This window comes from Pseudomonas sp. F-14 TE3623 (assembly GCF_053629015.1).
In genome coordinates this window covers 6,527,293-6,546,648 of the sequence record NZ_JBRJHM010000001.1, presented here as the reverse complement: position 1 = coordinate 6,546,648, position 19,356 = coordinate 6,527,293, and the positions used below count along the sequence as shown (strand labels likewise).

Below are 19,356 nucleotides of genomic sequence, written 5' to 3'. Positions count from 1 at the left end.
AGCGCGCCTCAGACACACGAACGCAGCGATGCGAACGGGTCGAAGAGGTGAAGCAAGCTTCACAGTTGTAAATTGAAATATGTAGTTCCGTGATAGCTCAGTCGGTAGAGCAAATGACTGTTAATCATTGGGTCCCAGGTTCGAGTCCTGGTCACGGAGCCAATTTCAAACCGGGGTATAGCGCAGTCCGGTAGCGCGCCTGCTTTGGGAGCAGGATGTCAGGAGTTCGAATCCCCTTACCCCGACCATTTTTGGGTCGTTAGCTCAGTTGGTAGAGCAGTTGGCTTTTAACCAATTGGTCGTAGGTTCGAATCCCACACGACCCACCATTTTTGAAACCAGTTAGCGCTGGAATCGAATCTTAAGATCAGAGGCCAAAAGCGCTGATCGAAGAAGGCGCCTTTAAAAGGTGCCTTTTTTTTACCGGGGTATAGCGCAGTCCGGTAGCGCGCCTGCTTTGGGAGCAGGATGTCAGGAGTTCGAATCCCCTTACCCCGACCATATTAAAAATCCTCGTATCGAAAGATACGGGGATTTTTTTTGTCTGCGGCAAATGCAAAAAAGCCCTGCTTCTCGTTGGAGAAGCAGGGCCTGGTCTTCAGCGACTTAGCTATTGTCTTTCAGGTGCTCGAACAAGCCCTTCGGCATTTTTTTGCCATTGGTTTCGTAGTTGGCTTTTACGTTATCAAAAGCCTCTTGTTCGTCGATCTGGTCGTCATGGTTGGTGTCGATCTTGTCGAAGTCAGCCTTGGGCGCCACTTTCAAAAATTCCGCGCGGGATACCTTGCCGTCATCATCGGTGTCAGTCTTGGCCATCGAGGCGTCACCGCACTTGCCTTCACCACATTTGCCTTCAGGCGTCTTCACGACCTGTTCCGCCGAGGCCAGCAGGTAGCCCTGAGTCAGCGGCTGCGAAGCGAAGACAGAACCGGACAACATTATGCCTCCGGCAAGAACAGCGCCGAGCAGGCCAACGGTGTTTTTACTGAGAGTACGGGGCATTACAAATCTCCTTGGTTGCACAACACAACCGCTCGATAAAGGACGCCACGTGAGTGCGGCGATGACCGAAGCAGGCAGTGCCTTGCTCGGGTGTGGCCATTTAGCGGGCGTGGTGTATCGCTACTGTGTCGCGCAAGGGGGGCTTTGTAAGCGAAGGAATGGAATCAGGGGGGAGATACAGTGAGACACAGATCTCTAAGTTGATAGAGCTAATGTGGGAGCGAGCCTGCTCGCGATGAGGGATTAACATTCAACAAAGGTGCTGGATGTCAGACCGCTATCGCGAGCAGGCTCGCTCCCACAGTGTTTAGTGCAGCTTCAACCGCGGCTCAGTCCCGCGCCCAATCTTGCTACCCAGCATCAACATCGCTGTGCGAAACGCGCCGTATAGCGCCATCTGGTGCATGCGATATAGCGACACGTAAAACATCCGCGCCAGCCAGCCTTCGAGCATCACGCTACCGGTGAGGTTGCCCATCAAGTTACCCACAGCCGAAAAACGCGACAGCGAAATCAGCGAACCATAGTCGGTGTACTTGTACTCCGGCAGGGCTTTGCCTTCGATCCGCAGTTTCAGCGATTTAGCCAGCAACGAAGCTTGCTGGTGCGCAGCCTGGGCGCGCGGCGGCACATTGCGATCAGTGCCCGGTTGTGGGCAGGCCGCACAGTCACCGAAGGCGAAGATGTTCTCGTCGCGGGTGGTTTGCAGGGTCGGCAACACTTGCAGCTGATTGATGCGGTTGGTTTCCAGGCCATCGATATCCTTGAGGAAACCCGGCGCACGAATCCCGGCGGCCCAGACTTTCAGGCTGGCATTGATCACTTTGCCATCGACGGTAATCAAGCTGTCTGCCGTCACTTCGCTGACCGCGGCATTGGTCATGACGTTGACCCCGAGTTTCTCCAGGGTCTTATGCACAGGCCCGCCGATTCGTTCCGGCAGGGCTGGCAGCACTCGGGGTCCGGCTTCGATCAGGGTGATGTGCATGTTTTCCGGTTTGATCCGGTCCAGGCCGTAGGCCGCGAGTTCATGGGCGGCGTTGTGCAGTTCTGCCGCCAGTTCCACCCCGGTGGCACCGGCGCCGACGATCGCGACGCTGATCTGTTGCACCGTATCAGTTTGCCCGGCGTGGGCGCGCAGGTAGTGATTGAGCAGTTGTTGATGGAAGCGCTCGGCCTGTTTGCGGGTGTCGAGGAACAGGCAGTGTTGCGCCGCGCCCTGCGTGCCGAAATCGTTGGTGGTACTGCCGACGGCAATCACCAGCGAGTCGTAAGGCACTTCGCGCGCCGGCACCAGTTCCAGACCGGCCTCGTCGTAGGTGGCGGCCAGCTGGATTTTCTTCTGCGTGCGATCGAGCCCGCTCATGCGCCCCAGCTGGAACTCGAAGTGGTTCCATTTTGCCTGGGCAACATAGTTGAGTTCGTCTTCGGAAGAGTTCAGGGAACCTGCCGCCACTTCGTGCAACAACGGTTTCCAGATGTGGGTCAGGTTCGCGTCGACCAGCATCACACTGGCCGTGCCGCGCTTGCCCAGAGTCTTACCCAGACGGGTAGCCAACTCCAGACCGCCGGCGCCGCCGCCAACGATGACAATACGATGAGTCATGGGGATATCTCGCAAGGCTAAAAGAAATCGGTGCAGTTACCCGAGCGAGCGCGATGCTGCTCATAGCGTCAGGTAACTGATAAGTCGGCTCAACAGGCCTAGACCAATGGTCACTGCCAACACCAGCACCAGGAGCATCCACGGCCGGAAAGGCCGGCGCTCGACTTGGTGCTGGGACAGGCGCAGGTACTCTTCGACATGCTTTTGGTCGTCCGGGTTCAGGCGGCTGGTCATATTGGGCCTCGTCAGATAGACGTTGCTGAATGTTTAGAAGCTACAGGGCTTTTATCCTGGGTTGAACGGAGCATAGCCGCTGTCCGGAATCGGCTCGACATTCACCCTGTCGTCCAGGCGAATGATGCCACTTTGTAACACTCGGGCAGTGATTCCACCATGTCCGCGAACGGCCTGAAAGGTCCCGGGGCCGAGGTTGTTTTCGAGACGTGCGCAGGGCTGGCACCAGCCGCTGGTTTCAAAAATCGCCTGGCCGATCCTGAAACGCCGACCTTTGAGGCTGAACAGGTTGATGCCGCTGACGACGATATTGCGCCGCAGATCCTGAGGTCGTACCGGTTGATCGTCCGGGCGGCCCATCAGCGAATTGATTACGGCCAGGTGTTCCCACTGAATCAACGTCACCTGCCGCGCATTGCGCACACCGGGACGGGCATGATCACCGGTCAACCCGGCCTCAAGTCGTGCTTCCACGGCATCGAGTTCGATCATCGGCGAGCGGGATTGCGGCCGCACACCGATCCAGCGCACACGTCCTTGTTGCGGTACTTCGGCGATCAACTCCTGCAATGGACTCACAGACTGATTCCGACATCGAAAACGATGCTGCGACCCAGGTTGCTGCGCAAGAAGTCCGGAGCATCCGGATGGGCGAATAGCACTCGGGCGAAGGTCGGACCGACCAGCGACAACGAGCGCCAGCCCTGACGCAAGTATTCGGTAGGTGGCGGAAAGTGGCTGTTGAGGTCCAGCACTTCGCGCTTGAGGCTGGCGAAGGCGATGATGTCCAGCTCTCCCAAATCCATGCCCCGTTCTTGGTAGTTGTGGGCTTTTTTACGCAAGGTCGGCGCCAGTCTCAGCAGAAATTCATTGGCCGGGATGCGCCGGGGCTTGGCCTCGCGGCGCACCAGTTGGCTCAGGGAAAACGCGCTGCGCCGACGTTGCAGCTCGTCGCGCCATTCGTCGTTGAGGCGCCGGCCTTCGTCGAGCACGAAAAACACCTCGAAATTCGCGTCGCGGAACAACACGTCCGGCGGCTCCCCGGCAGGGGCAAATTCGTCGGCGCGATAGGGAATGTTCAGGCCTTGCAGCAGGCGCTGGCAAACCCAACGCTCACGCTCCCATTTGCGGGCATTGGACAGGAACGTGTTGGCTTGCTCGGCCGCAATGGTCAGCAGGCGTAAATAATCTGAGTCATCCATAGGCCCAAGCTTAGCGTTCATTTGCGACAAGCAGAAAGCGTGAAACGGTAAACGGGGGCACTGAGCACTCGGAACGGGTGGTGTAGACTGATGGCCATTACGCATATGCGCTCGAACAAGGAGTAGAACTTGAAATATTGGCCGGTGTTATTGCTCAGTCTTCTGCCTCTTTGGGCCCAGGCGCTGGAGGTTGGCGAGCGCCTGGCGCCGTGGACCTTACTTGATCAGTTCGATCAGGCTTTCACGCTCGATAGTCAGACTCAAACGCTACTGGTGGCGCGCAGCATGGATGCCGCCAAACTGGTCGGCGCCGCTCTGCAGGACGAGCCCAAGGGCTACCTGGAGGCTCGGCACACGGTATTTGTCGCGGACATCCAGCGCATGCCTCGACTGATCGCGAAAATGTTCGCAGTACCGGCTATGCGCGATTATTCCTATCGAGTGATGCTTGACCGTGATGGTCGCGTGGCGCCGCGCTACCCCGGGGCCGAGGATAAAGTGCTGTGGCTGCAGCTCAAGGACGGCCAATTGGTGGAGCAGCACGAATACGCCACGGCGGCACAATTGCGTGAGGCGCTGGAGAAGGCCCTACCATGATCGGCGCATGCCTATGGGCGTTCACGCTGCTTTAGCCTGTCCATGTTGTGCTTTATGACATCCATCACCGCAGCGGTCATCACCGCGGTGGAGACACCAAACATCAGGATTCCGTTGGCGGCCTCCAATGGGCCAAGCAGACGCCAGCGAGAGGACATGACGATGTCGCCGTAGCCCAGCGTGGCGAAGTTGACCGCCGAGTGGTACAGCGCGGTGGCGAATTGGTCGAATTCGTTGAGCAGCATGAATAGCGTGGCCCAGATGGCGATCTGCACGAAATTACCGAGCATCATCAGCAGCATCACCATCGACAACAACAGGATATTCAGCCATTGCGTTTCAGGCGGTTTGGAATGCCTGAAATGCACGTATTGACGCAGGCATATGGTCACGAAAATGGCTTGCAGTACCAGGCAGAGCAACATCACGGGAAGGCCGGCCAGTAAATTCGACAACATGGGAATATCCTCGGCCGCCGTGTCAGGTCTGTCCCTGGTTGTCTGGCCCCGGCTCTTGCACTTGATCCACCCATTCCCAGAACAGCTGATAGCCGACCGCGAGTATCACAGGGCCGATAAACAGGCCGAGGATACCGCCCGTGACCATGCCGCCCAAGGCACCGATCAGCACCACCGGCATCGGTACATCGACCCCACGACCCAGCAGCAGCGGTTTGAGGACGTTATCGACCAATCCGGCGATGAAGACATAGATGGCAAACACAATGGTCGCCGTACTGGCACCTTCGCTCATGAAAACAAAGACGATGACCGGAAGGGTAATCAGGGTCGCCGGTAATTGCATGATGCCAAGCAGCAGCACCGCCAAGGCGAGAAGACCGGCGCCGGGAACGCCCATGAACACAAAGCCGATGCCCACCAACAGCATCTGGATGAACGCGATGCCGACCACCCCCAACGCCACTGCCCGGATGGTGGCGGTGCACAGATCGGCGATTTTCGGCCCGTTGATCGGACCGCTGAAGCGCGTAACGATTCGCACCGCGCTGCGGTGGCCGCTTTCTCCATAGGCTAAAAAAATACCGGCAATAATCAGGGCGACGATGAATAAAAGGAGCCCCATGCTGACACCCGCAAGCTTGCTCAGCAGGGAGAGGCTCACGCCTTTGATCTGCGGTATGAACTTCTGAGCCAGATGAGGCAAGTCAGTGGTGGCTTGTGCCCATAAGTTATAAAGAGGCTCTCCCACCAGTGGCCAACTGGCTACCGTGGCGGACGGTGGCGGAATATGGAAACTGTCGGTTTTGACCATGGTCATGACCCTTTCCACGGACTCCGCAAGCGAGGCTCCCAACAAATAGACAGGCACCATAAGAATACTGATGACGATCAATACGATCAGCGTCGCGGTGATCCCGTCTTTGTTTCCCAGCTTGCCTTTGAACCTGACTTGCAAGGGGTAGAGGGTGATTGCCAGGATCACCGACCACAGCATCAGGTCGAGGAACGGGCTGAATATCTGAAAGCAGAACATCACCAGAACGGCAATCACTCCGGCACGAATCAGTACATCGAGCAGGTCTCGGGAAAAAACCTTTTCGAGAGTGGGTATGGGAACCATTGATTACCTCCTGTAGAGAGTGGCAAAGGCATGCGCTCGATAAGCCGCGGGCGAGCCGGTAAACATGGAAACATTGATAAAACCCGTCGCTGAGTGCCTCCATGCCACTCAGCGATCCTCCTCCTCCCAATCCACCGGATGAATCATCAGATAGCTGTCGACTGCAGTGCCTATTGTTGGAAAGAACGCCGTTTCGCCAAGCCGCGCGAAAAGCCCGAATCGCTTCAGCTTGTCCTTGACCGGGTCCTTCATCTCGGCCACGCACAACTTGATGCCCGCGGCGTTCAAGGTTTCGTCCAGCTCAGCCAACATGTCGGCCGAGGTCACGTCCACGCTGGTGACGGGTTCCGCCGCAACGACCAACCAGCGCACTGGCGTAGGCGACGCCGCCACGGCGTCGAGCACTCGGTCATGGAACAACTCGGCGTTGGCGAAAAACAACGGCGCATCCCAGCGAAACAGCACCAGACCGGGTACAAGGCGCGCGTCGGGATAGCGCTTGATGTCGTGATAACCCTTGACGCCTTCCGCGCGTCCCAGAACGGCAGAATAAGGGCGCCAGCCATCCCACAGAAATTCGATAACGGCGATCACGATGGCCAGGCCGATGCCTTCAATCGCGCCCAGTACGGCCACGCCGACGGTGCAGACGATTGACAGCCAGAACTCCCAACGCTGGATTCGATAAATTCGTCGCAGGTCGGTGACCTCAATCAGGCCGATGGCGGAGGCGATCACCACCGCAGCCAGTGCGCTGGTGGGTAAATCCTTCAACAGGTCCGGCGCCACCACTAGCAATAAGGCAACAGCAATCGCGCCGATGACTCCGGTCAACTGGGTTTTGGCGCCTGCAGCCTCGGCCACGGGCGTACGTGACGAGCTGCTGCTGATCGCAAAACCCTGAAAAAATCCGGCGGCCAGGTTGGCGACGCCCAGGCCCACCATTTCCTGGTTCGGGTCCACATAGGTGCGTGTCCGCGCCGCATAGACACGCGAGAGCACGCTGGTATCGGCGAACGAAACCAGGGCAACGGCGCAACCGCCGATCAGGACAGGGACGATATCGGCGCGAGTGATCCAGGGGATGTCGAACGCAGGCAAGCCTTGTGGAAGAGAGCCGAGGACTGATATTCCAGCGCGCTCTGCAAGGTCCAGCACACCCACGGCGACAGTCGCTCCTGCCACGGCGATCAGAATGCCCGGCACGCGCTTGTTGCCCTTGAGCAGCAGAATCACGGCCAAGGTGGCTGCGCCGACCATGAAGGCGGTCCAGTTGGTTTTCCCCTCCATTACCGCTGTAGCGATCGCCCACAGGTTTCTCAGCGGACCGTCGGACTCAATCGAAAAACCGAAAAACTTGGGCAGTTGGCTGATCAATACCGTCAGCGCGATCCCGTTCATGTACCCGTAGCGGATCGGTTTGGAAAGAAGCTCCGTGACAAAGCCCAGGCGCGCTATGCCGGCCAGGATGCACACCACCCCCGATACGATCGCCATCATGCTCGCAAGGGCGATGGCACGACGCGGATCACCGCCGGACAGTGGCAGCACGACGGCGAGAATAACGGCAGCCAGCGAGGAATCCGGCCCCAGCACCAGAATTCGGCTGGGTCCGAACAGCGCATAAGCGAGCAGCGGAACGATGGTCGCGTAAAGGCCATAGATGCCGGGTACGCCCGATGCCACTGCGTAGGCGATGCCGACAGGCACCAGCATCGTGGTCAGCACCAGTCCGGCCACGAGGTCGTGCCGCAACCAGGCGATTTTGTATCCACGTAGTGTGCGCAGCCCCGGCAGCCAGCGGCTCCAACCGGTGTCGCCGTCGGTATCCCGATGGACAATCCGGCCGGGTTCCGGGACGGGAGGCGAAACATCCGAATCGCTCATAGGACTGTGGCCCTTTGGTGTACAGCGCAGATCCGCTTGGACGTGCCGGTCAGAATTTTTCTGGAATTCGCCGCAGCGGATAATTCGGTTCACGATAGCCACCTGATTTCTGCCGTTTGGGCAAAATCACCTTCTCGCGCGGTACATTCTTGTACGGAATGCGGCTGAGCAAATCAGAGATGATGTTGAGGCGGGCCCGCTTCTTGTCGTTCGAGTTGGCCACAAGCCACGGAGCATGGTCGGTGTCGGTCGCCTTGAACATGTCGTCACGTGCACGCGAGTATTCATACCAGCGGCTGTATGACTTGAGATCCATTGGCGTCAGTTTCCAGATTTTGCGGCCATCCTTGATCCTCGCCTCGAGCCGGCGGGTTTGCTCCTCTTCGCTGACTTCCAGCCAATACTTGAACAGCATGACACCCGAGTCGACCATCATGCGTTCCATGAGGGGGGCCAGGCTCAGGAAACGGGTCACTTGCTGATCGGTACAAAATCCCATCACACGCTCGACCCCTGCGCGGTTGTACCAACTGCGATCGAAGATCACCACTTCGCCAGCCGCTGGCATGTGCGCCATGTAGCGCTGCATATACATCTGGCTCTTCTCGCGCTCGGTCGGTGCCGGCAATGCCACGACCCGAAAGACACGCGGGCTCACCCTCTCGGTGAGCGCCTTGATCGTCCCGCCCTTGCCGGCACCGTCGCGCCCCTCGAAGACGATACAAATCTTGATGCCTTTGTGTTTCACCCATTCCTGCAACTTGACCATTTCGACATGCAGTCGGCGTAACTGCTCAAGATAGGCTTTGTTCGTCAGTCTCAAGGGTTCAGCGGCGTTTCTTTTAACAGCGGGTTTCTTCTTGTCCTTTGCCATGACCAAAGCCTCACCTATGCCAGTCGCTGACTACCGATAGATAGACCCTGCAGGTGCCACTATCAGCTTGCAGATCGCGCATTGCTTCGAGCAAACCTGGCGTCGGTCGTGGACGGCCCTCTGCTCTTGACGTTCATTACCACCGCGTGAGTCTAGTCCATGAATCAACCCTCTACAGGGTTGCTACAGGCTCTTGGAGCGCGCCTCACCCCACGCCCGGTTCAGGGCATTGCACAAAACGGATAGCGATCTGCGCAAAGCGGCTATTGCCCCGTGCCCGGCGTCTTTACCCTCGGCTGTACGGACGTTAGCCGCGTTACCGACTCTTAAAAAAACAACAACAAGAGATAGATGCCATGCGCAAGATCAACGTACATGAGGTTATCGACAACGCTCGATTCAACCGCTTTCACTGGATGGTGCTGTTCTGGTGCGCCCTGATCATCATTTTCGACGGATACGATTTGGTGATTTACGGCGTGGTGTTGCCGATGCTGATGAAAGAGTGGGGGCTCAGTCCCCTGCAAGCCGGCGCGCTGGGAAGTTACGCGCTGTTCGGGATGATGTTCGGCGCGCTGTTTTTTGGCCCGTTGTCGGACAAGATCGGCCGCAAAAAAGCCATCACCCTGTGCGTGATGCTCTTCAGCGGTTTTACCGTGCTCAATGGTTTTACCCGTAACCCCACCGAGTTTGGCCTCTGCCGGTTCGTTGCCGGGCTGGGTATTGGCGGGGTGATGCCCAATGTCGTGGCGCTGATGAACGAGTACGCGCCGAAGAAAATCCGCAGCACGCTGGTGGCGATCATGTTCAGCGGTTATTCGGTGGGCGGCATGCTCTCGGCGGGGCTCGGCATCGTGCTGATCCCCAGTTTCGGCTGGCAGTCAGTGTTTTACGTGGCGGTGCTGCCATTGCTGTTGTTGCCGTTGATCATGTATTTCCTGCCCGAATCGGTGGGTTTCATGCTGCGTCAGGGGCGCAATGAAGAGGCGCGCAACGTTCTGGAGCGGGTTGACCCGGCTTACGTTGCACTCGCCAGCGATCAGTTGCACATGAGCGAAGTGAAGGGCACTGGCACCCCGGTGTTGCAACTGTTCCGCGAGGGTCGTGCGCTGCGCACGCTGATGCTGTGGCTGGCATTTTTCTGCTGCTTGCTGATGGTCTACGCCTTGAGTTCCTGTGCTGCCGAAACTGATGGCTAACGCCGGTTACAGCCTGGGCTCGAGTCTGTCATTCCTGCTGGTGCTCAACTTCGGTGCCATTTTCGGTGCGGTCGGCGGCGGGGTACTGGGCGACAAGCTCAACCTGCCGCGCGTGCTGGCGGTGTTCTTCGTCGTTGCTGCGGTATCGATCACCTTGCTGGGCTTCAACAGCCCGATGCCGGTGTTGTACCTGCTGATCGCCCTTGCCGGCGCCACCACCATCGGTTCGCAGATCCTGCTGTACGCCTGCGCCGCGCAGTTCTACTCCATGACCATTCGCTCCACCGGTTTGGGTTGGGCGTCGGGCATCGGCCGCAACGGCGCGATTGTCGGTCCGCTGCTGGGCGGTGCCTTGCTGGGGATCAGCCTGCCGCTGCAACTGAACTTCATGGCGTTTGCCTTGCCCGGTGCGGTGGCCGCCCTCGCCATGACCGTGTTCGCCATCAGCAGCCAGCGCAGCGCCAAGGGTGCCGCCCAGACGCTGGCGCCGACCAGCGCTTGAGCCAGGCAGCGGTCGGCACGGCGTCATGCCGTGTCGCCTGCCTGGTCACCCACACTTTTTTCCGAACAAGAGCGGCCGGGCTTGTGCCACGGATCGCCTGACGCGTCTTGCGGCGAGGTTTCATGAAAGCGTTATTTCAGGACTTTTCCCTGTCTGCTGCAGTCGCCGGATTTATCGCCACGGTGATTTCCTACGCAGGCCCCTTGGTGATCATCTTTCAGGCCGCCGAGACCGCGCACCTCTCGCGGGAAGTGTTGTCGTCCTGGGTCTGGGCGATTTCCATCGGCAGCGCCGTGCTTGGCATCGGTTTGAGCCTGCGTTATCGCGTCCCGGTGATCATCGCGTGGTCGGCACCGGGCTCGGCGTTGCTGGTGGCGCTGTTGCCGGGGATCTCCATGCCGGAGGCGGTGGGCGCTTATCTGGTCAGCAGCCTGATTATTTTCCTGGTCGGGGTGTCGGGGGCTTTTGACCGGATTATCGGCAAACTGCCCGCGGCGATTGCGGCGGCGATGCTGGCGGGGATTCTGTTCAGCTTCGGCACGGGGTTGTTCGTCTCGCTGCAAGGCAAGCCATTGCTGGTGCTGGCGATGTTTGCCACGTACCTGATCTGTAAGCGGGTGATGCCGCGCTATGCGGTGTTGATGGTGCTGCTGGTGGGTTGTTCGATTGCGTTTCTCGCCGGTGATTTGCACCGCGAAGCACTGGTGATTGGCTTGGCGACGCCGGTGTGGATCACCCCCGCGTTCAGCCTGAGTGCGACCCTGAATGTCGCCTTGCCGCTGGTGATGGTGGCGCTGACCGGCCAGTTTGTTCCCGGCATGGCGGTGCTGCGTGCCAGCGGCTACACAACGCCGGCCGGCCCGATCATCGCCAGCAGCGCGTTGGGCACTGCACTGTTGGCACCGTTCGGTTGTCACGGGTTGAATCTGGCGGCGATTACCGCAGCCATTTGTACCGGTCGCGAGGCCCATGAAAATCCGCGCAAACGCTATGTGGCCGGAGTGGTGGGCGGGCTGTGTTACCTGGTGCTGGGGATCTTCGGTGCGACGCTGGTTTCGTTGTTTTCGGCGTTCCCCAAGGAACTGATCGCAGCCTTGGCCGGGCTGGCGCTGTTTGCGGCGATAGCTGGAGCGTTGGCCGGCGCAATGGCGGTGCCGAGTGATCGCGAAGCCGCGTTGGTGACCTTTCTCACCACCGCCTCGGGCATGTCGCTGTTTGGTTTGTCCGCCGCTTTTTGGGGGCTGATTTTCGGCATGGTCACGCACGTGCTGTTGAGTGCCGGGCGTCCCGCGCCTCAGGTTACGCCCGCACAGGAGGTAGCGCGCTGACCGCGTAATCGCAACCCCGATCCTTATCCGTTTTCACCATCCCCCGCGGCGAATCCGCCACGGGTGGAGCACTTCAACCTGTCGATCAATAACAATAAGAGAACAGCGATGAAACAGACTTTTCCAGCAACCGGTTCAGTGTTGTCCCTGGCGGTCGTCTTGGGTTTTTCCAGTGGCGTGATGGCCGCGGAGGGCGGCTTCATCGAAGACACCACGGCCACCTTGCAGGCGCGTAACTATTACTTCAGCCGGGACTTCTCGGACATCGTCGGGGCCAATCAACAGTCGAAGGCCGAAGAGTGGGCGCAGGGCTTCATCCTCAACGTCAAATCCGGTTATACCCAAGGCCCGGTCGGTTTTGGCGTGGATGTCATCGGCCTGCTCGGCCTCAAACTCGACAGTAGTCCGGACCGGGTCAATACCGGTTTGCTGCCGGTGCACGATGATGGGCGCGCGGCAAATGATTACAGCCGTCTGGAAGGTGCGCTGAAGATGCGTTACTCCAAGACCGAGTTGAAAGTGGGTGAGTTGCAACCCAACCTGCCGGTGCTGGCCTTCAGCGATATCCGCCTGCTGCCGCCCAGCTATCAGGGCGCGAGCATCAGCTCCAATGAGATCGATGGCCTGACCTTGCAAGGTGGCCACTTGAATTCAACCAGCCTGCGCAACGAGGCCGGCGACGAAAAGATGCAAGCCATGCTCGGTCATGTACCGCAGCGTCAGGTCAGCAGCGATGGTTTTAACTTTGCTGGCGCCGATTACGCCTTCAATGACAAACGCAGTTCGGTCAGTGCCTGGTTCGGGCAACTGGAAGATATCTACAACCAGCGCTTTCTCGGCTTCAAGCACAGCGAGCCAATGGGCGACTGGACCCTGGGCGCCAACCTTGGCTATTACGATTCGCGTGAAGACGGCAAAAAGTTGCTGGGCAATATCGACAACCAGGCGTTCTTCTCCTTGCTGTCGGCCAAGCGCGGCGGCCACACGTTTTATGTCGGCTATCAGGGCATGTTCGGCGACAGCGCCTTCCCGCGAGTCTTTGCCAACATCTCGCCACTGGGCAATGAAGTGCCGACCTATGAGTTCGCCTACACCGATGAACGTTCCTGGCAGGCGCGCTACGACTACGACTTCGCGGCCCTCGGCATACCCGGCCTGACCAGCACCGTGCGCTACATCACCGGCAATAACGTCGACACCGGCAAGGGCTTTGAAGGCAAGGACCGCGAGCGCGATCTGGATATCGGCTATGTGCTGCAGAGCGGGAGTCTCAAAGGCCTCGGCATCCGTGTGCGCAACGTCATGGCGCGCTCCAACTACCGCAGCGATATCGACGAAAACCGCCTGATCCTCAGCTACACGTGGAAGTTGTTATGAGCCTCGTCAGCCCGGGCAAGACCTCTCAGTGCAACGTCGCCGAATCAATGATCAAGGCGTCGGAGGCCGGCATGGGGATCAGCCTGATTCCGTTCTATACCGCGACACGACCCTTGAGCGACTGCACGTTACTGCGCTTGCTGCCGGCCTCTCGTTTACGTCATCCCCAACGAGTTCGGCAGGACCAGAGAAATCCACGGTACATAAGTAATCAATATCAGGAACAGGAACAGGATGATCAGCCAAGGCATTGCTGCACGTATGGTGGCGGTCAGTGACATGCCGGTCACCGCCGAGGTGACGAACAGGTTCAGGCCCACGGGCGGGGTGATCAGGCCGATCTCCAGGTTCACCACCATGATGATCCCCAAATGAATCGGGTCGATTCCCAACTTCATGGCAATCGGGAACATGATCGGCGCCAGGATCAGGATGATTGCCGAGGGTTCCATGAAGGCGCCAGCCACCAATAACACGATGTTCACCACGAGCAGGAATGTCACCGGTGTCAGGCCCGCGCCGATGACCCAGGCGGTGATTTGTTGGGGCAATTGCTCGGTGGTCAGTACGTGGGCAAAAAGCATGGCATTGGCGATGATAAACATCAGCATGATGCTCAGCTTGGCGGATTCGAGCAGTACCTTCGGTATCTCGCGGAACGACATGTCCTTGTAGACGAATAGCGCAATGAATGCCGCGTAGACCGCCGCCACTGCTGCCGCCTCGGTCGGGGTGAACATTCCGGTGTAGATGCCGCCCAGGATGATGAACATGAGCAGCAAGCCCCAAACGGCCTTGCGTGCCGCACTCAACCATTCACGAACGGTCGCCCGCGGCATGGCGGGCAGGTTTTTCCTGACGGCGACGACGTAGATAGCCACCATCAGCGCTGTACCCAGCAGCAGGCCGGGCACCACACCGGCCATGAACAGCTTGCCGACCGAGGTTTCCGTCGCCGCGGCATACACCACCATCACGATGGATGGAGGAATAAGGATGCCCAACGTGCCGGCGTTGCACACAATACCGGCACCGAATGCCTGTGGATAACCGGAGCGGACCATCCCCGCGATGGCGATGGAGCCCACGGCGGCTACCGTCGCAGGGCTTGAGCCGGACAACGCAGCGAACAACATGCACGCCAGCACCGCCGCAATGGCCAGGCCGCCGCGAATATGCCCAACGCAAGCGTTGGCAAAGTCGATCAAGCGCCGTGCCACACCGCCTGTGGTCATGAAGGCACCGGCCAGCAAAAAGAACGGGATGGCCAGCAGCGTGTAGTGCTCGGAGGTCTCGAACAGCTTGATGGCCAGTGAGCGCACGGAGTCGGGGCTGAAAAAGATGATCGTCAGCGAACCGGCCAGGCCAAGGGAAATGGCGATCGGTACGCCGATAAACATCAGCGCGAACAGAGCAACAAAGAGAAAAAGAATGGTCATTTCTTGTCATCCTCATGCTCGGTCAGTTTCAGCACCTCCGCGGCCTCGTCGGCCAGGCCCAGGCCCGTTTGACGATTTTGCACAATGCGCACCAGGATCTCGGCAAAGCGGATGAACACCAAGGCAAAACCCACCGGCACAATCAGCCCGATGTGCCATTGCATGATGCCGTAATGACCGAGGTCCTCGGCACCGATGCCGGCGATGAACAACGTCTGAATCCATTCGAAACTGGCGACGCTAAGCAGGCCCGCATAGGCCAGACTGCAGAGGCAGGCAATGATGCCAATGATTCGCTGAACCGGTTTACTGGCCAGTTTCACCAAGGCATCGACACCGATGTGTCCGGCCGTGCGCACGCCATAGGACAAGCCGAAAAAGATCAACCAGGCGAACAAGGCTTTGGTCAGCGAGATGCTCCACGTCATGGCTTGGGCCATCCCCATGACGCTGTCGCCAATGGCGAACAAGGGTTCACTGGCGCTCTGCCACTGCTCGGCGAGGCTGTAGAAAACGCTATAGAGGTTGTTAAGGATGACGTAAACGAACGTTACCAGCGTCATTGCCGCCAGCAGGAAGACGATAAAACCTTCTTCGAAGTGATCCCAAATGCGCCGTAAGGCATTCATGAGTGGCATCTCCCGATCGAGTGACGACTATGAAACAGGGGTCGCCCTTTCGGGCGGCGCCCGCCGGCAGATTACTGAGCCTGGTTGGCAGCTTCGGCGGCCTTGATCAGGTCGGCACCGATATCACCTTCGAACTTCTTCCAGACCGGTTTCATTGCTTCACGCCACTTGCCACGTTGCTCTGGGGTCAGGGTAATGATTTCAGTGGTCTTGGCGTTGATGATGTTCTGTTTCGCATCCTGGTTCAGTTTCTCTGCATCTTTGTTCACCTGAGTGGTGACCTCGACGATGATCTTGTCCAGTTCGGTTTTTATATCCGGCGGCAGGCCAGTCCAGAACTTCGTATTGGTGATCAACATGTAATCGAGCAAGCCATGATCGGACTCAGTGATGAACTTCTGCACTTCGTGCATTTTCTGGCTGTAGATGTTCGAGTAAGGGTTTTCCGCGCCATTGACGACGCCGGTCTGCAAGCCCTGATACACCTCGGCGAAACTCATCTTCCGAGGGTTGGCGCGTACCGCCTTGAATTGCTCTTCGAGCACGGCTGAAGCCTGCACGCGGAATTTCAAACCGCGGGCATCGCCCGGTTCACGCAGCGCCTTGTTGGCGGACAATTGCTTCATGCCGTTGTGCCAATAGGCAAGTCCGGTGATGTTCTTGCTTTCCATTGCCTTGAGAAGCCCCTGGCCGTCAGGGCTTCGCTGGAAGCGGTCGACTGCCGAGATGTCGTTGAACAGGAACGGCAGATCGAACAATTGCAGCTTGGGTGTGTATTGCTCGAACTTGGCCAGCGACGGCGCAATCATCTGCACATCGCCCGACAGCAGCGCCTCCATTTCCTTACCGTCACCGAACAGCGAAGAGTTTGGATAAACCTCTACCTTGACCTTGCCGGGCAAACGTTCTTCGACGAGTTTCTTGAACAGCAGGGCGCCCTGGCCTTTAGGCGTTTGTTCGGCAACTACGTGAGAAAACTTGATAACGACTGGATCAGCCGCCAGCGCCAGGCTCGACGCGCCCAGCGCGAGTGCGCAGACGGCAGCGCTCCACAATGATTTGAGCATTTAGATGTTCCTCTTGTTTTAGTTCTCGTGCTGTTCATGTCTGAAACGCGTTTGCACGGTGGACAAGAGGAGTCTAGGCAATAAATCACCATTGGTCGTTGGGGTAGGGGGCGTTCTCAATTAGCTTCCCCGCCGCGGTGAAACTAATTGAGAACGCCCCCTAATATTTCCAGAAAACCGGGATGAACAGCACCAGAACGGTGAGGATCTCCAGTCTTCCCAGCAGCATGCCGATGGTCAGCAGCCATTTGGCCGAATCGGGCAGTGTCGAGAAGTTACCTGCCGGGCCAATGATCGAACCAAGGCCAGGCCCCACGTTGCAGACGGCAGTGGCCGCGCCACTCAATGCCGTGGTCCAGTCCAGGCCGATGAGCGCCAAGCCCATGGCGATCGCCCCGATGGTGATGGTGAAAAAGAAAGAAAACGTCAGGAGCGAGCGGGCGATATCCTCGTCGATGGGGTGATTGTTGTATTTTTTCCGGATGATGGCTCGAGGATGGATCAGTTGTTTCAGGCTGCCCATGAGCAGTGCGCCAGCCACTTGAAAACGGAAGATTTTAAGGCCGCCAGCGGTGGAGCCGGAGCAGCCGCCGACAAAGGTCAGATAAAAAAACAGCAACACGGAGAAACTGCCCCATAACGTGTAATCCCCCAGCGCCACGCCGGTCGTCGTGACCACCGACGTCACGTTGACCGCCACGATTCGAAACGCCTCCCACCATCCGAAATCGCTGTGCAAGCACAACCAGGTACCGAACAGCAGCCAGGTGATGAGCAAAAAGCCAATGAACCCGCGTACCTGATGATCTTTGAACAAGGCCCGTTTATTCCCGCGCAACATGCTCACATACAGCGTAAAAGGCAGGCTACCCAGAATCATGACAACCACCGACACCCAATGAATGGCCGGTTGCGTCCAGTGCGCCAGGGAAGCATCGGAGGTGGAAAATCCTCCCGTGGAAATCAACGCCATTGCATGATTGACGGCTTCGAACGGCGTCATCCCGGCTATCCACAGGGCCAGCGTGGAAACAGCGGTAAGCCCGATATACAGCCCAAGAATATATTTGGCGGCTACGTGGGAGCGTGGTGTGACCTTCTCTGACCAGTCGGATGATTCGGTCTGAAACAGCCGCATGCCCCCGACCCGCAATAGCGGCAGGATGGCCACGGCCATGCCGATGAAACCGATCCCGCCCAGCCAATGCAGCATTGAACGCCAGATCAGCAATCCGGGAGAGGCGGTGTCCAGACCGGTCAGGATGGTCGATCCGGTGGTGGTGATGCCGGACATCGTTTCAAAAAACGCGTCGGTGTAGCTGATGTGCTGGATCAGGACCATGGGCAATGCGGCGAACATGCAGACGACTACCCAACTGGCGGTCGTCAGCATGTACATATCGCGGGGGCGCAACTGAGCGTCCTCAGGACGTCCCTTGTTGATCAACAGCAGCCCGGACACCGCCGTGATCAGACTCGACCACAGAAAGGCCGACATATCATCGTTGCGTTCATAGATCACCAGCGTGAGCATTGGTATCGCCATGCTCACTGCCAGTGTGATCAAAAAAATACCCAGGATGAAGCCGATAAGCCGCAGTACCGCAATGGACATAAATAACGCCTGTCTTGTTAGCGCCGCGCAGTATCGACCGGCTTGTCGTTTTGTCTCGTAAAGTTTGTGTAACTTTTTTCCTTTGCCCCTGATTTTCTGTACGCCGGGGTAAAAGAGCGACACGGGCGGTCAGAATCGCCGGTATAGACTGAGAGCTATCACGACAGGAGAGACGCGTGAAATATAGAACAGTGTTGCTGCTCAGTCTTTTGCTTTTATGGGCTCAGGCGCCGAAGAAGGCACGCCCATGATTGGCGCCGAACTGTTGTCATCGCAAAGCCTCACAGTTGGCTGGCTGATTTACGTGCCGGTAGTGATCTGGGCTGTCTGTCGAACGCCTTGGGTTGAATTGTTCAGCGATAGCCGCCGTCAGCATCTGTTGTTCGGCACGGTGTTCGCACTGTTCATGCTCTGGCTGGTGCGACGAGACTTCGACACTGGCGTGTCCTATCACTTCATCGGCATGACGGCAGTGACGCTACTGCTGGATTGGCCGTTGGCGATTGTTGGCGGGTTGGTCGCGCAAACGGGATTGGTGCTGCTGGGGCGGCAGGACATGGCGGCCATGGGGGTCAACGGCGCGCTGCTGATTCTGCTGCCGGTGCTGGTCACCGAGTGCTGCGCAATCCTGGTCGAGCGCGCGCAGCCGCGTAATCCCTTTGTGTACATCTTCTGTTCCGGTTTTTTTGCCGCTGCGTTGTCGGCCCTGTTGTGCCTGATTCTGGCGCTTACATTGCTGTGGTACGACGAACGTTTTGCCATGCCGTATTGGCTGGAAGATTTTGTCGGCTATCTGTGGCTGCTCATTTTCCCGGAAGCATTTATCAACGGCATGGTGGTCAGCGCATTGGTGGTGTTCTGCCCCGAATGGCTGGAGACGTTCAATCGCACGCGCTACCTTTCGGCGCCCTGGAAGGACGACGATCCCAAATCTTGATCCACATCAAATCCAAAAAACGTTGCCGAATCCATGCTCTGGAAAACCTTCAGGAGCAATGGCATGAGTGTGTATGAGTGGGCCCGGCAGGAGTTGCGTCAGAGTCTGGATGTGGCGCAAGAGGTGGGCTTCGATCCGGGGTTGAGCCTGCGCGCCTTGCTCAGTGCGGTGGTGCAGCAGAGCAAGGCGGTACGCAATATAGAAGACCTGGCCGATGAGTTGCGGTTTCTCGCCGAGAACCTCGACGAGGGCCAGGACTATGGCTTTATGCGGCCCTGAG

18 protein-coding genes, 4 tRNA genes and 2 pseudogenes are annotated in these 19,356 nt (G+C 58.2%); 11 read left to right on the top strand and 13 right to left on the bottom strand.

Annotated elements, in window-relative coordinates:
* The first annotated feature begins 86 nt into the window (after positions 1-86).
* From AB7M29_RS30270 to AB7M29_RS30255, 4 genes are all read left to right on the top strand, one after another.
* Positions 87-162, top strand: a tRNA-Asn gene (locus tag AB7M29_RS30270).
* A 9-nt stretch (positions 163-171) separates the two neighbouring features.
* Positions 172-248: transfer RNA gene (locus AB7M29_RS30265), tRNA-Pro, on the top strand.
* 5 nt (positions 249-253) lie between these two features.
* Positions 254-329, top strand: a tRNA-Lys gene (locus AB7M29_RS30260).
* Positions 330-424: 95 nt separating this feature from the next.
* Positions 425-501: transfer RNA gene (locus AB7M29_RS30255), tRNA-Pro, on the top strand.
* Between the two features lie 105 nt (positions 502-606).
* Here the strand turns inward: AB7M29_RS30255 and AB7M29_RS30250 are convergent.
* The 5 genes from AB7M29_RS30250 to AB7M29_RS30230 all read right to left on the bottom strand — a co-directional run bounded on the left by AB7M29_RS30250 (position 607) and on the right by AB7M29_RS30230 (position 4,044).
* On the bottom strand, positions 607-1,002 hold the full coding sequence (locus AB7M29_RS30250) for an HvfA family oxazolone/thioamide-modified RiPP metallophore (RefSeq protein ID WP_217858658.1): 396 nt from the start codon (positions 1,000-1,002) through the stop codon (positions 607-609).
* Positions 1,003-1,309: 307 nt separating this feature from the next.
* Complete coding sequence (locus tag AB7M29_RS30245) at positions 1,310-2,608, bottom strand: NAD(P)/FAD-dependent oxidoreductase (RefSeq protein WP_217858659.1); 1,299 nt, start codon at positions 2,606-2,608, stop codon at positions 1,310-1,312.
* Between the two features lie 60 nt (positions 2,609-2,668).
* Entirely contained in the window at positions 2,669-2,842 is a 174-nt protein-coding gene (locus tag AB7M29_RS30240; protein ID WP_050681443.1) for a DUF3094 domain-containing protein, read from the bottom strand.
* A 51-nt stretch (positions 2,843-2,893) separates the two neighbouring features.
* Positions 2,894-3,421, bottom strand: coding sequence for an MOSC domain-containing protein (locus tag AB7M29_RS30235; RefSeq protein WP_123721410.1), 528 nt, complete (start codon positions 3,419-3,421; stop codon positions 2,894-2,896).
* Entirely contained in the window at positions 3,418-4,044 is a 627-nt protein-coding gene (locus AB7M29_RS30230; RefSeq protein ID WP_052967624.1) for a DUF1780 domain-containing protein, read from the bottom strand. Before AB7M29_RS30230 ends, AB7M29_RS30235 begins: the two co-directional genes overlap by 4 nt.
* Positions 4,045-4,173: 129 nt before the next feature.
* Here AB7M29_RS30230 and AB7M29_RS30225 point away from each other — a divergent pair, with 129 nt between their 5' ends.
* Positions 4,174-4,641, top strand: a complete 468-nt coding sequence (locus tag AB7M29_RS30225) for an FAD/FMN-containing dehydrogenase (RefSeq protein ID WP_217858660.1) — start codon at positions 4,174-4,176, stop codon at positions 4,639-4,641.
* 11 nt (positions 4,642-4,652) lie between these two features.
* On the opposite strand, the gene AB7M29_RS30220 is transcribed toward AB7M29_RS30225, so the two are convergent.
* The 4 genes from AB7M29_RS30220 to ppk2 form a co-directional block, all read right to left on the bottom strand.
* Positions 4,653-5,099 carry a potassium channel family protein gene (locus AB7M29_RS30220; RefSeq protein WP_217858661.1) on the bottom strand — a complete coding sequence of 149 codons (447 nt, stop codon included), beginning with the start codon at positions 5,097-5,099 and terminating at the stop codon, positions 4,653-4,655.
* A 22-nt stretch (positions 5,100-5,121) separates the two neighbouring features.
* Complete coding sequence (locus tag AB7M29_RS30215) at positions 5,122-6,222, bottom strand: AI-2E family transporter (protein WP_217858662.1); 1,101 nt, start codon at positions 6,220-6,222, stop codon at positions 5,122-5,124.
* A 108-nt stretch (positions 6,223-6,330) separates the two neighbouring features.
* Positions 6,331-8,109, bottom strand: coding sequence for a SulP family inorganic anion transporter (locus AB7M29_RS30210; RefSeq protein WP_454248621.1), 1,779 nt, complete (start codon positions 8,107-8,109; stop codon positions 6,331-6,333).
* A 49-nt stretch (positions 8,110-8,158) separates the two neighbouring features.
* Entirely contained in the window at positions 8,159-8,983 is an 825-nt protein-coding gene (gene ppk2 / locus AB7M29_RS30205; RefSeq protein ID WP_217858664.1) for a polyphosphate kinase 2, read from the bottom strand.
* Between the two features lie 356 nt (positions 8,984-9,339).
* On the opposite strand from ppk2, the pseudogene AB7M29_RS30200 reads away from it, so the two are divergent.
* From AB7M29_RS30200 to AB7M29_RS30185, 4 genes and pseudogenes are all read left to right on the top strand, one after another.
* Positions 9,340-10,684 (top strand): annotated as a pseudogene (locus AB7M29_RS30200) (MFS transporter).
* Positions 10,685-10,806: 122 nt separating this feature from the next.
* Positions 10,807-12,012, top strand: coding sequence for a benzoate/H(+) symporter BenE family transporter (locus AB7M29_RS30195; protein WP_454248620.1), 1,206 nt, complete (start codon positions 10,807-10,809; stop codon positions 12,010-12,012).
* Positions 12,013-12,120: 108 nt separating this feature from the next.
* Positions 12,121-13,389, top strand: coding sequence for an OprD family porin (locus AB7M29_RS30190; protein WP_454248619.1), 1,269 nt, complete (start codon positions 12,121-12,123; stop codon positions 13,387-13,389).
* Between the two features lie 5 nt (positions 13,390-13,394).
* A pseudogene (locus tag AB7M29_RS30185) lies at positions 13,395-13,550 on the top strand (LysR family transcriptional regulator); the annotation flags it as partial.
* Here the strand turns inward: AB7M29_RS30185 and dctM are convergent.
* From dctM to AB7M29_RS30165, 4 genes are all read right to left on the bottom strand, one after another.
* Complete coding sequence (dctM, locus tag AB7M29_RS30180; protein WP_454248618.1) at positions 13,545-14,828, bottom strand: C4-dicarboxylate TRAP transporter large permease protein DctM; 1,284 nt, start codon at positions 14,826-14,828, stop codon at positions 13,545-13,547. The pseudogene AB7M29_RS30185 and the gene dctM sit on opposite strands and share 6 nt — an antisense overlap.
* Entirely contained in the window at positions 14,825-15,457 is a 633-nt protein-coding gene (locus AB7M29_RS30175; protein WP_030130380.1) for a TRAP transporter small permease, read from the bottom strand. The genes dctM and AB7M29_RS30175 overlap by 4 nt, the downstream gene beginning before the upstream one ends.
* Before the next feature lie 71 nt (positions 15,458-15,528).
* Complete coding sequence (dctP, locus tag AB7M29_RS30170; RefSeq protein ID WP_217858669.1) at positions 15,529-16,524, bottom strand: C4-dicarboxylate TRAP substrate-binding protein DctP; 996 nt, start codon at positions 16,522-16,524, stop codon at positions 15,529-15,531.
* 160 nt (positions 16,525-16,684) lie between these two features.
* On the bottom strand, positions 16,685-18,139 hold the full coding sequence (locus AB7M29_RS30165; protein ID WP_217858696.1) for a TrkH family potassium uptake protein: 1,455 nt from the start codon (positions 18,137-18,139) through the stop codon (positions 16,685-16,687).
* A 247-nt stretch (positions 18,140-18,386) separates the two neighbouring features.
* On the opposite strand from AB7M29_RS30165, the gene AB7M29_RS30160 reads away from it, so the two are divergent.
* Positions 18,387-19,076 (top strand): energy-coupling factor ABC transporter permease, encoded by a 690-nt coding sequence (locus AB7M29_RS30160; protein ID WP_201062126.1) that lies wholly within the window; start codon positions 18,387-18,389, stop codon positions 19,074-19,076.
* A gap of 63 nt (positions 19,077-19,139) precedes the next feature.
* Positions 19,140-19,355: a hypothetical protein gene (locus AB7M29_RS30155; RefSeq protein WP_007938959.1), complete on the top strand. Its 216-nt coding sequence runs from the start codon at positions 19,140-19,142 to the stop codon at positions 19,353-19,355.
* Position 19,356: the final 1 nt, after the last annotated feature.

Excerpts from the sequence above, each read along its gene's own strand:
- AB7M29_RS30250 (WP_217858658.1), bottom strand. The coding sequence starts at position 1,002 with ATGCCCCGTACTCTCAGTAAAAACACCGTTGGCCTGCTCGGCGCTGTT.
- AB7M29_RS30245 (WP_217858659.1), bottom strand. The coding sequence starts at position 2,608 with ATGACTCATCGTATTGTCATCGTTGGCGGCGGCGCCGGCGGTCTGGAG.
- AB7M29_RS30240 (WP_050681443.1), bottom strand. The coding sequence starts at position 2,842 with ATGACCAGCCGCCTGAACCCGGACGACCAAAAGCATGTCGAAGAGTAC.
- AB7M29_RS30230 (WP_052967624.1), bottom strand. The coding sequence starts at position 4,044 with ATGGATGACTCAGATTATTTACGCCTGCTGACCATTGCGGCCGAGCAA.
- AB7M29_RS30220 (WP_217858661.1), bottom strand. The coding sequence starts at position 5,099 with ATGTTGTCGAATTTACTGGCCGGCCTTCCCGTGATGTTGCTCTGCCTG.
- AB7M29_RS30215 (WP_217858662.1), bottom strand. The coding sequence starts at position 6,222 with ATGGTTCCCATACCCACTCTCGAAAAGGTTTTTTCCCGAGACCTGCTC.
- AB7M29_RS30210 (WP_454248621.1), bottom strand. The coding sequence starts at position 8,109 with ATGAGCGATTCGGATGTTTCGCCTCCCGTCCCGGAACCCGGCCGGATT.
- ppk2 (WP_217858664.1), bottom strand. The coding sequence starts at position 8,983 with ATGGCAAAGGACAAGAAGAAACCCGCTGTTAAAAGAAACGCCGCTGAA.
- AB7M29_RS30195 (WP_454248620.1), top strand. The coding sequence starts at position 10,807 with ATGAAAGCGTTATTTCAGGACTTTTCCCTGTCTGCTGCAGTCGCCGGA.
- AB7M29_RS30190 (WP_454248619.1), top strand. The coding sequence starts at position 12,121 with ATGAAACAGACTTTTCCAGCAACCGGTTCAGTGTTGTCCCTGGCGGTC.
- dctM (WP_454248618.1), bottom strand. The coding sequence starts at position 14,828 with ATGACCATTCTTTTTCTCTTTGTTGCTCTGTTCGCGCTGATGTTTATC.
- AB7M29_RS30175 (WP_030130380.1), bottom strand. The coding sequence starts at position 15,457 with ATGAATGCCTTACGGCGCATTTGGGATCACTTCGAAGAAGGTTTTATC.
- dctP (WP_217858669.1), bottom strand. The coding sequence starts at position 16,524 with ATGCTCAAATCATTGTGGAGCGCTGCCGTCTGCGCACTCGCGCTGGGC.
- AB7M29_RS30165 (WP_217858696.1), bottom strand. The coding sequence starts at position 18,139 with ATGTCCATTGCGGTACTGCGGCTTATCGGCTTCATCCTGGGTATTTTT.
- AB7M29_RS30160 (WP_201062126.1), top strand. The coding sequence starts at position 18,387 with ATGATTGGCGCCGAACTGTTGTCATCGCAAAGCCTCACAGTTGGCTGG.
- AB7M29_RS30155 (WP_007938959.1), top strand. The coding sequence starts at position 19,140 with ATGAGTGTGTATGAGTGGGCCCGGCAGGAGTTGCGTCAGAGTCTGGAT.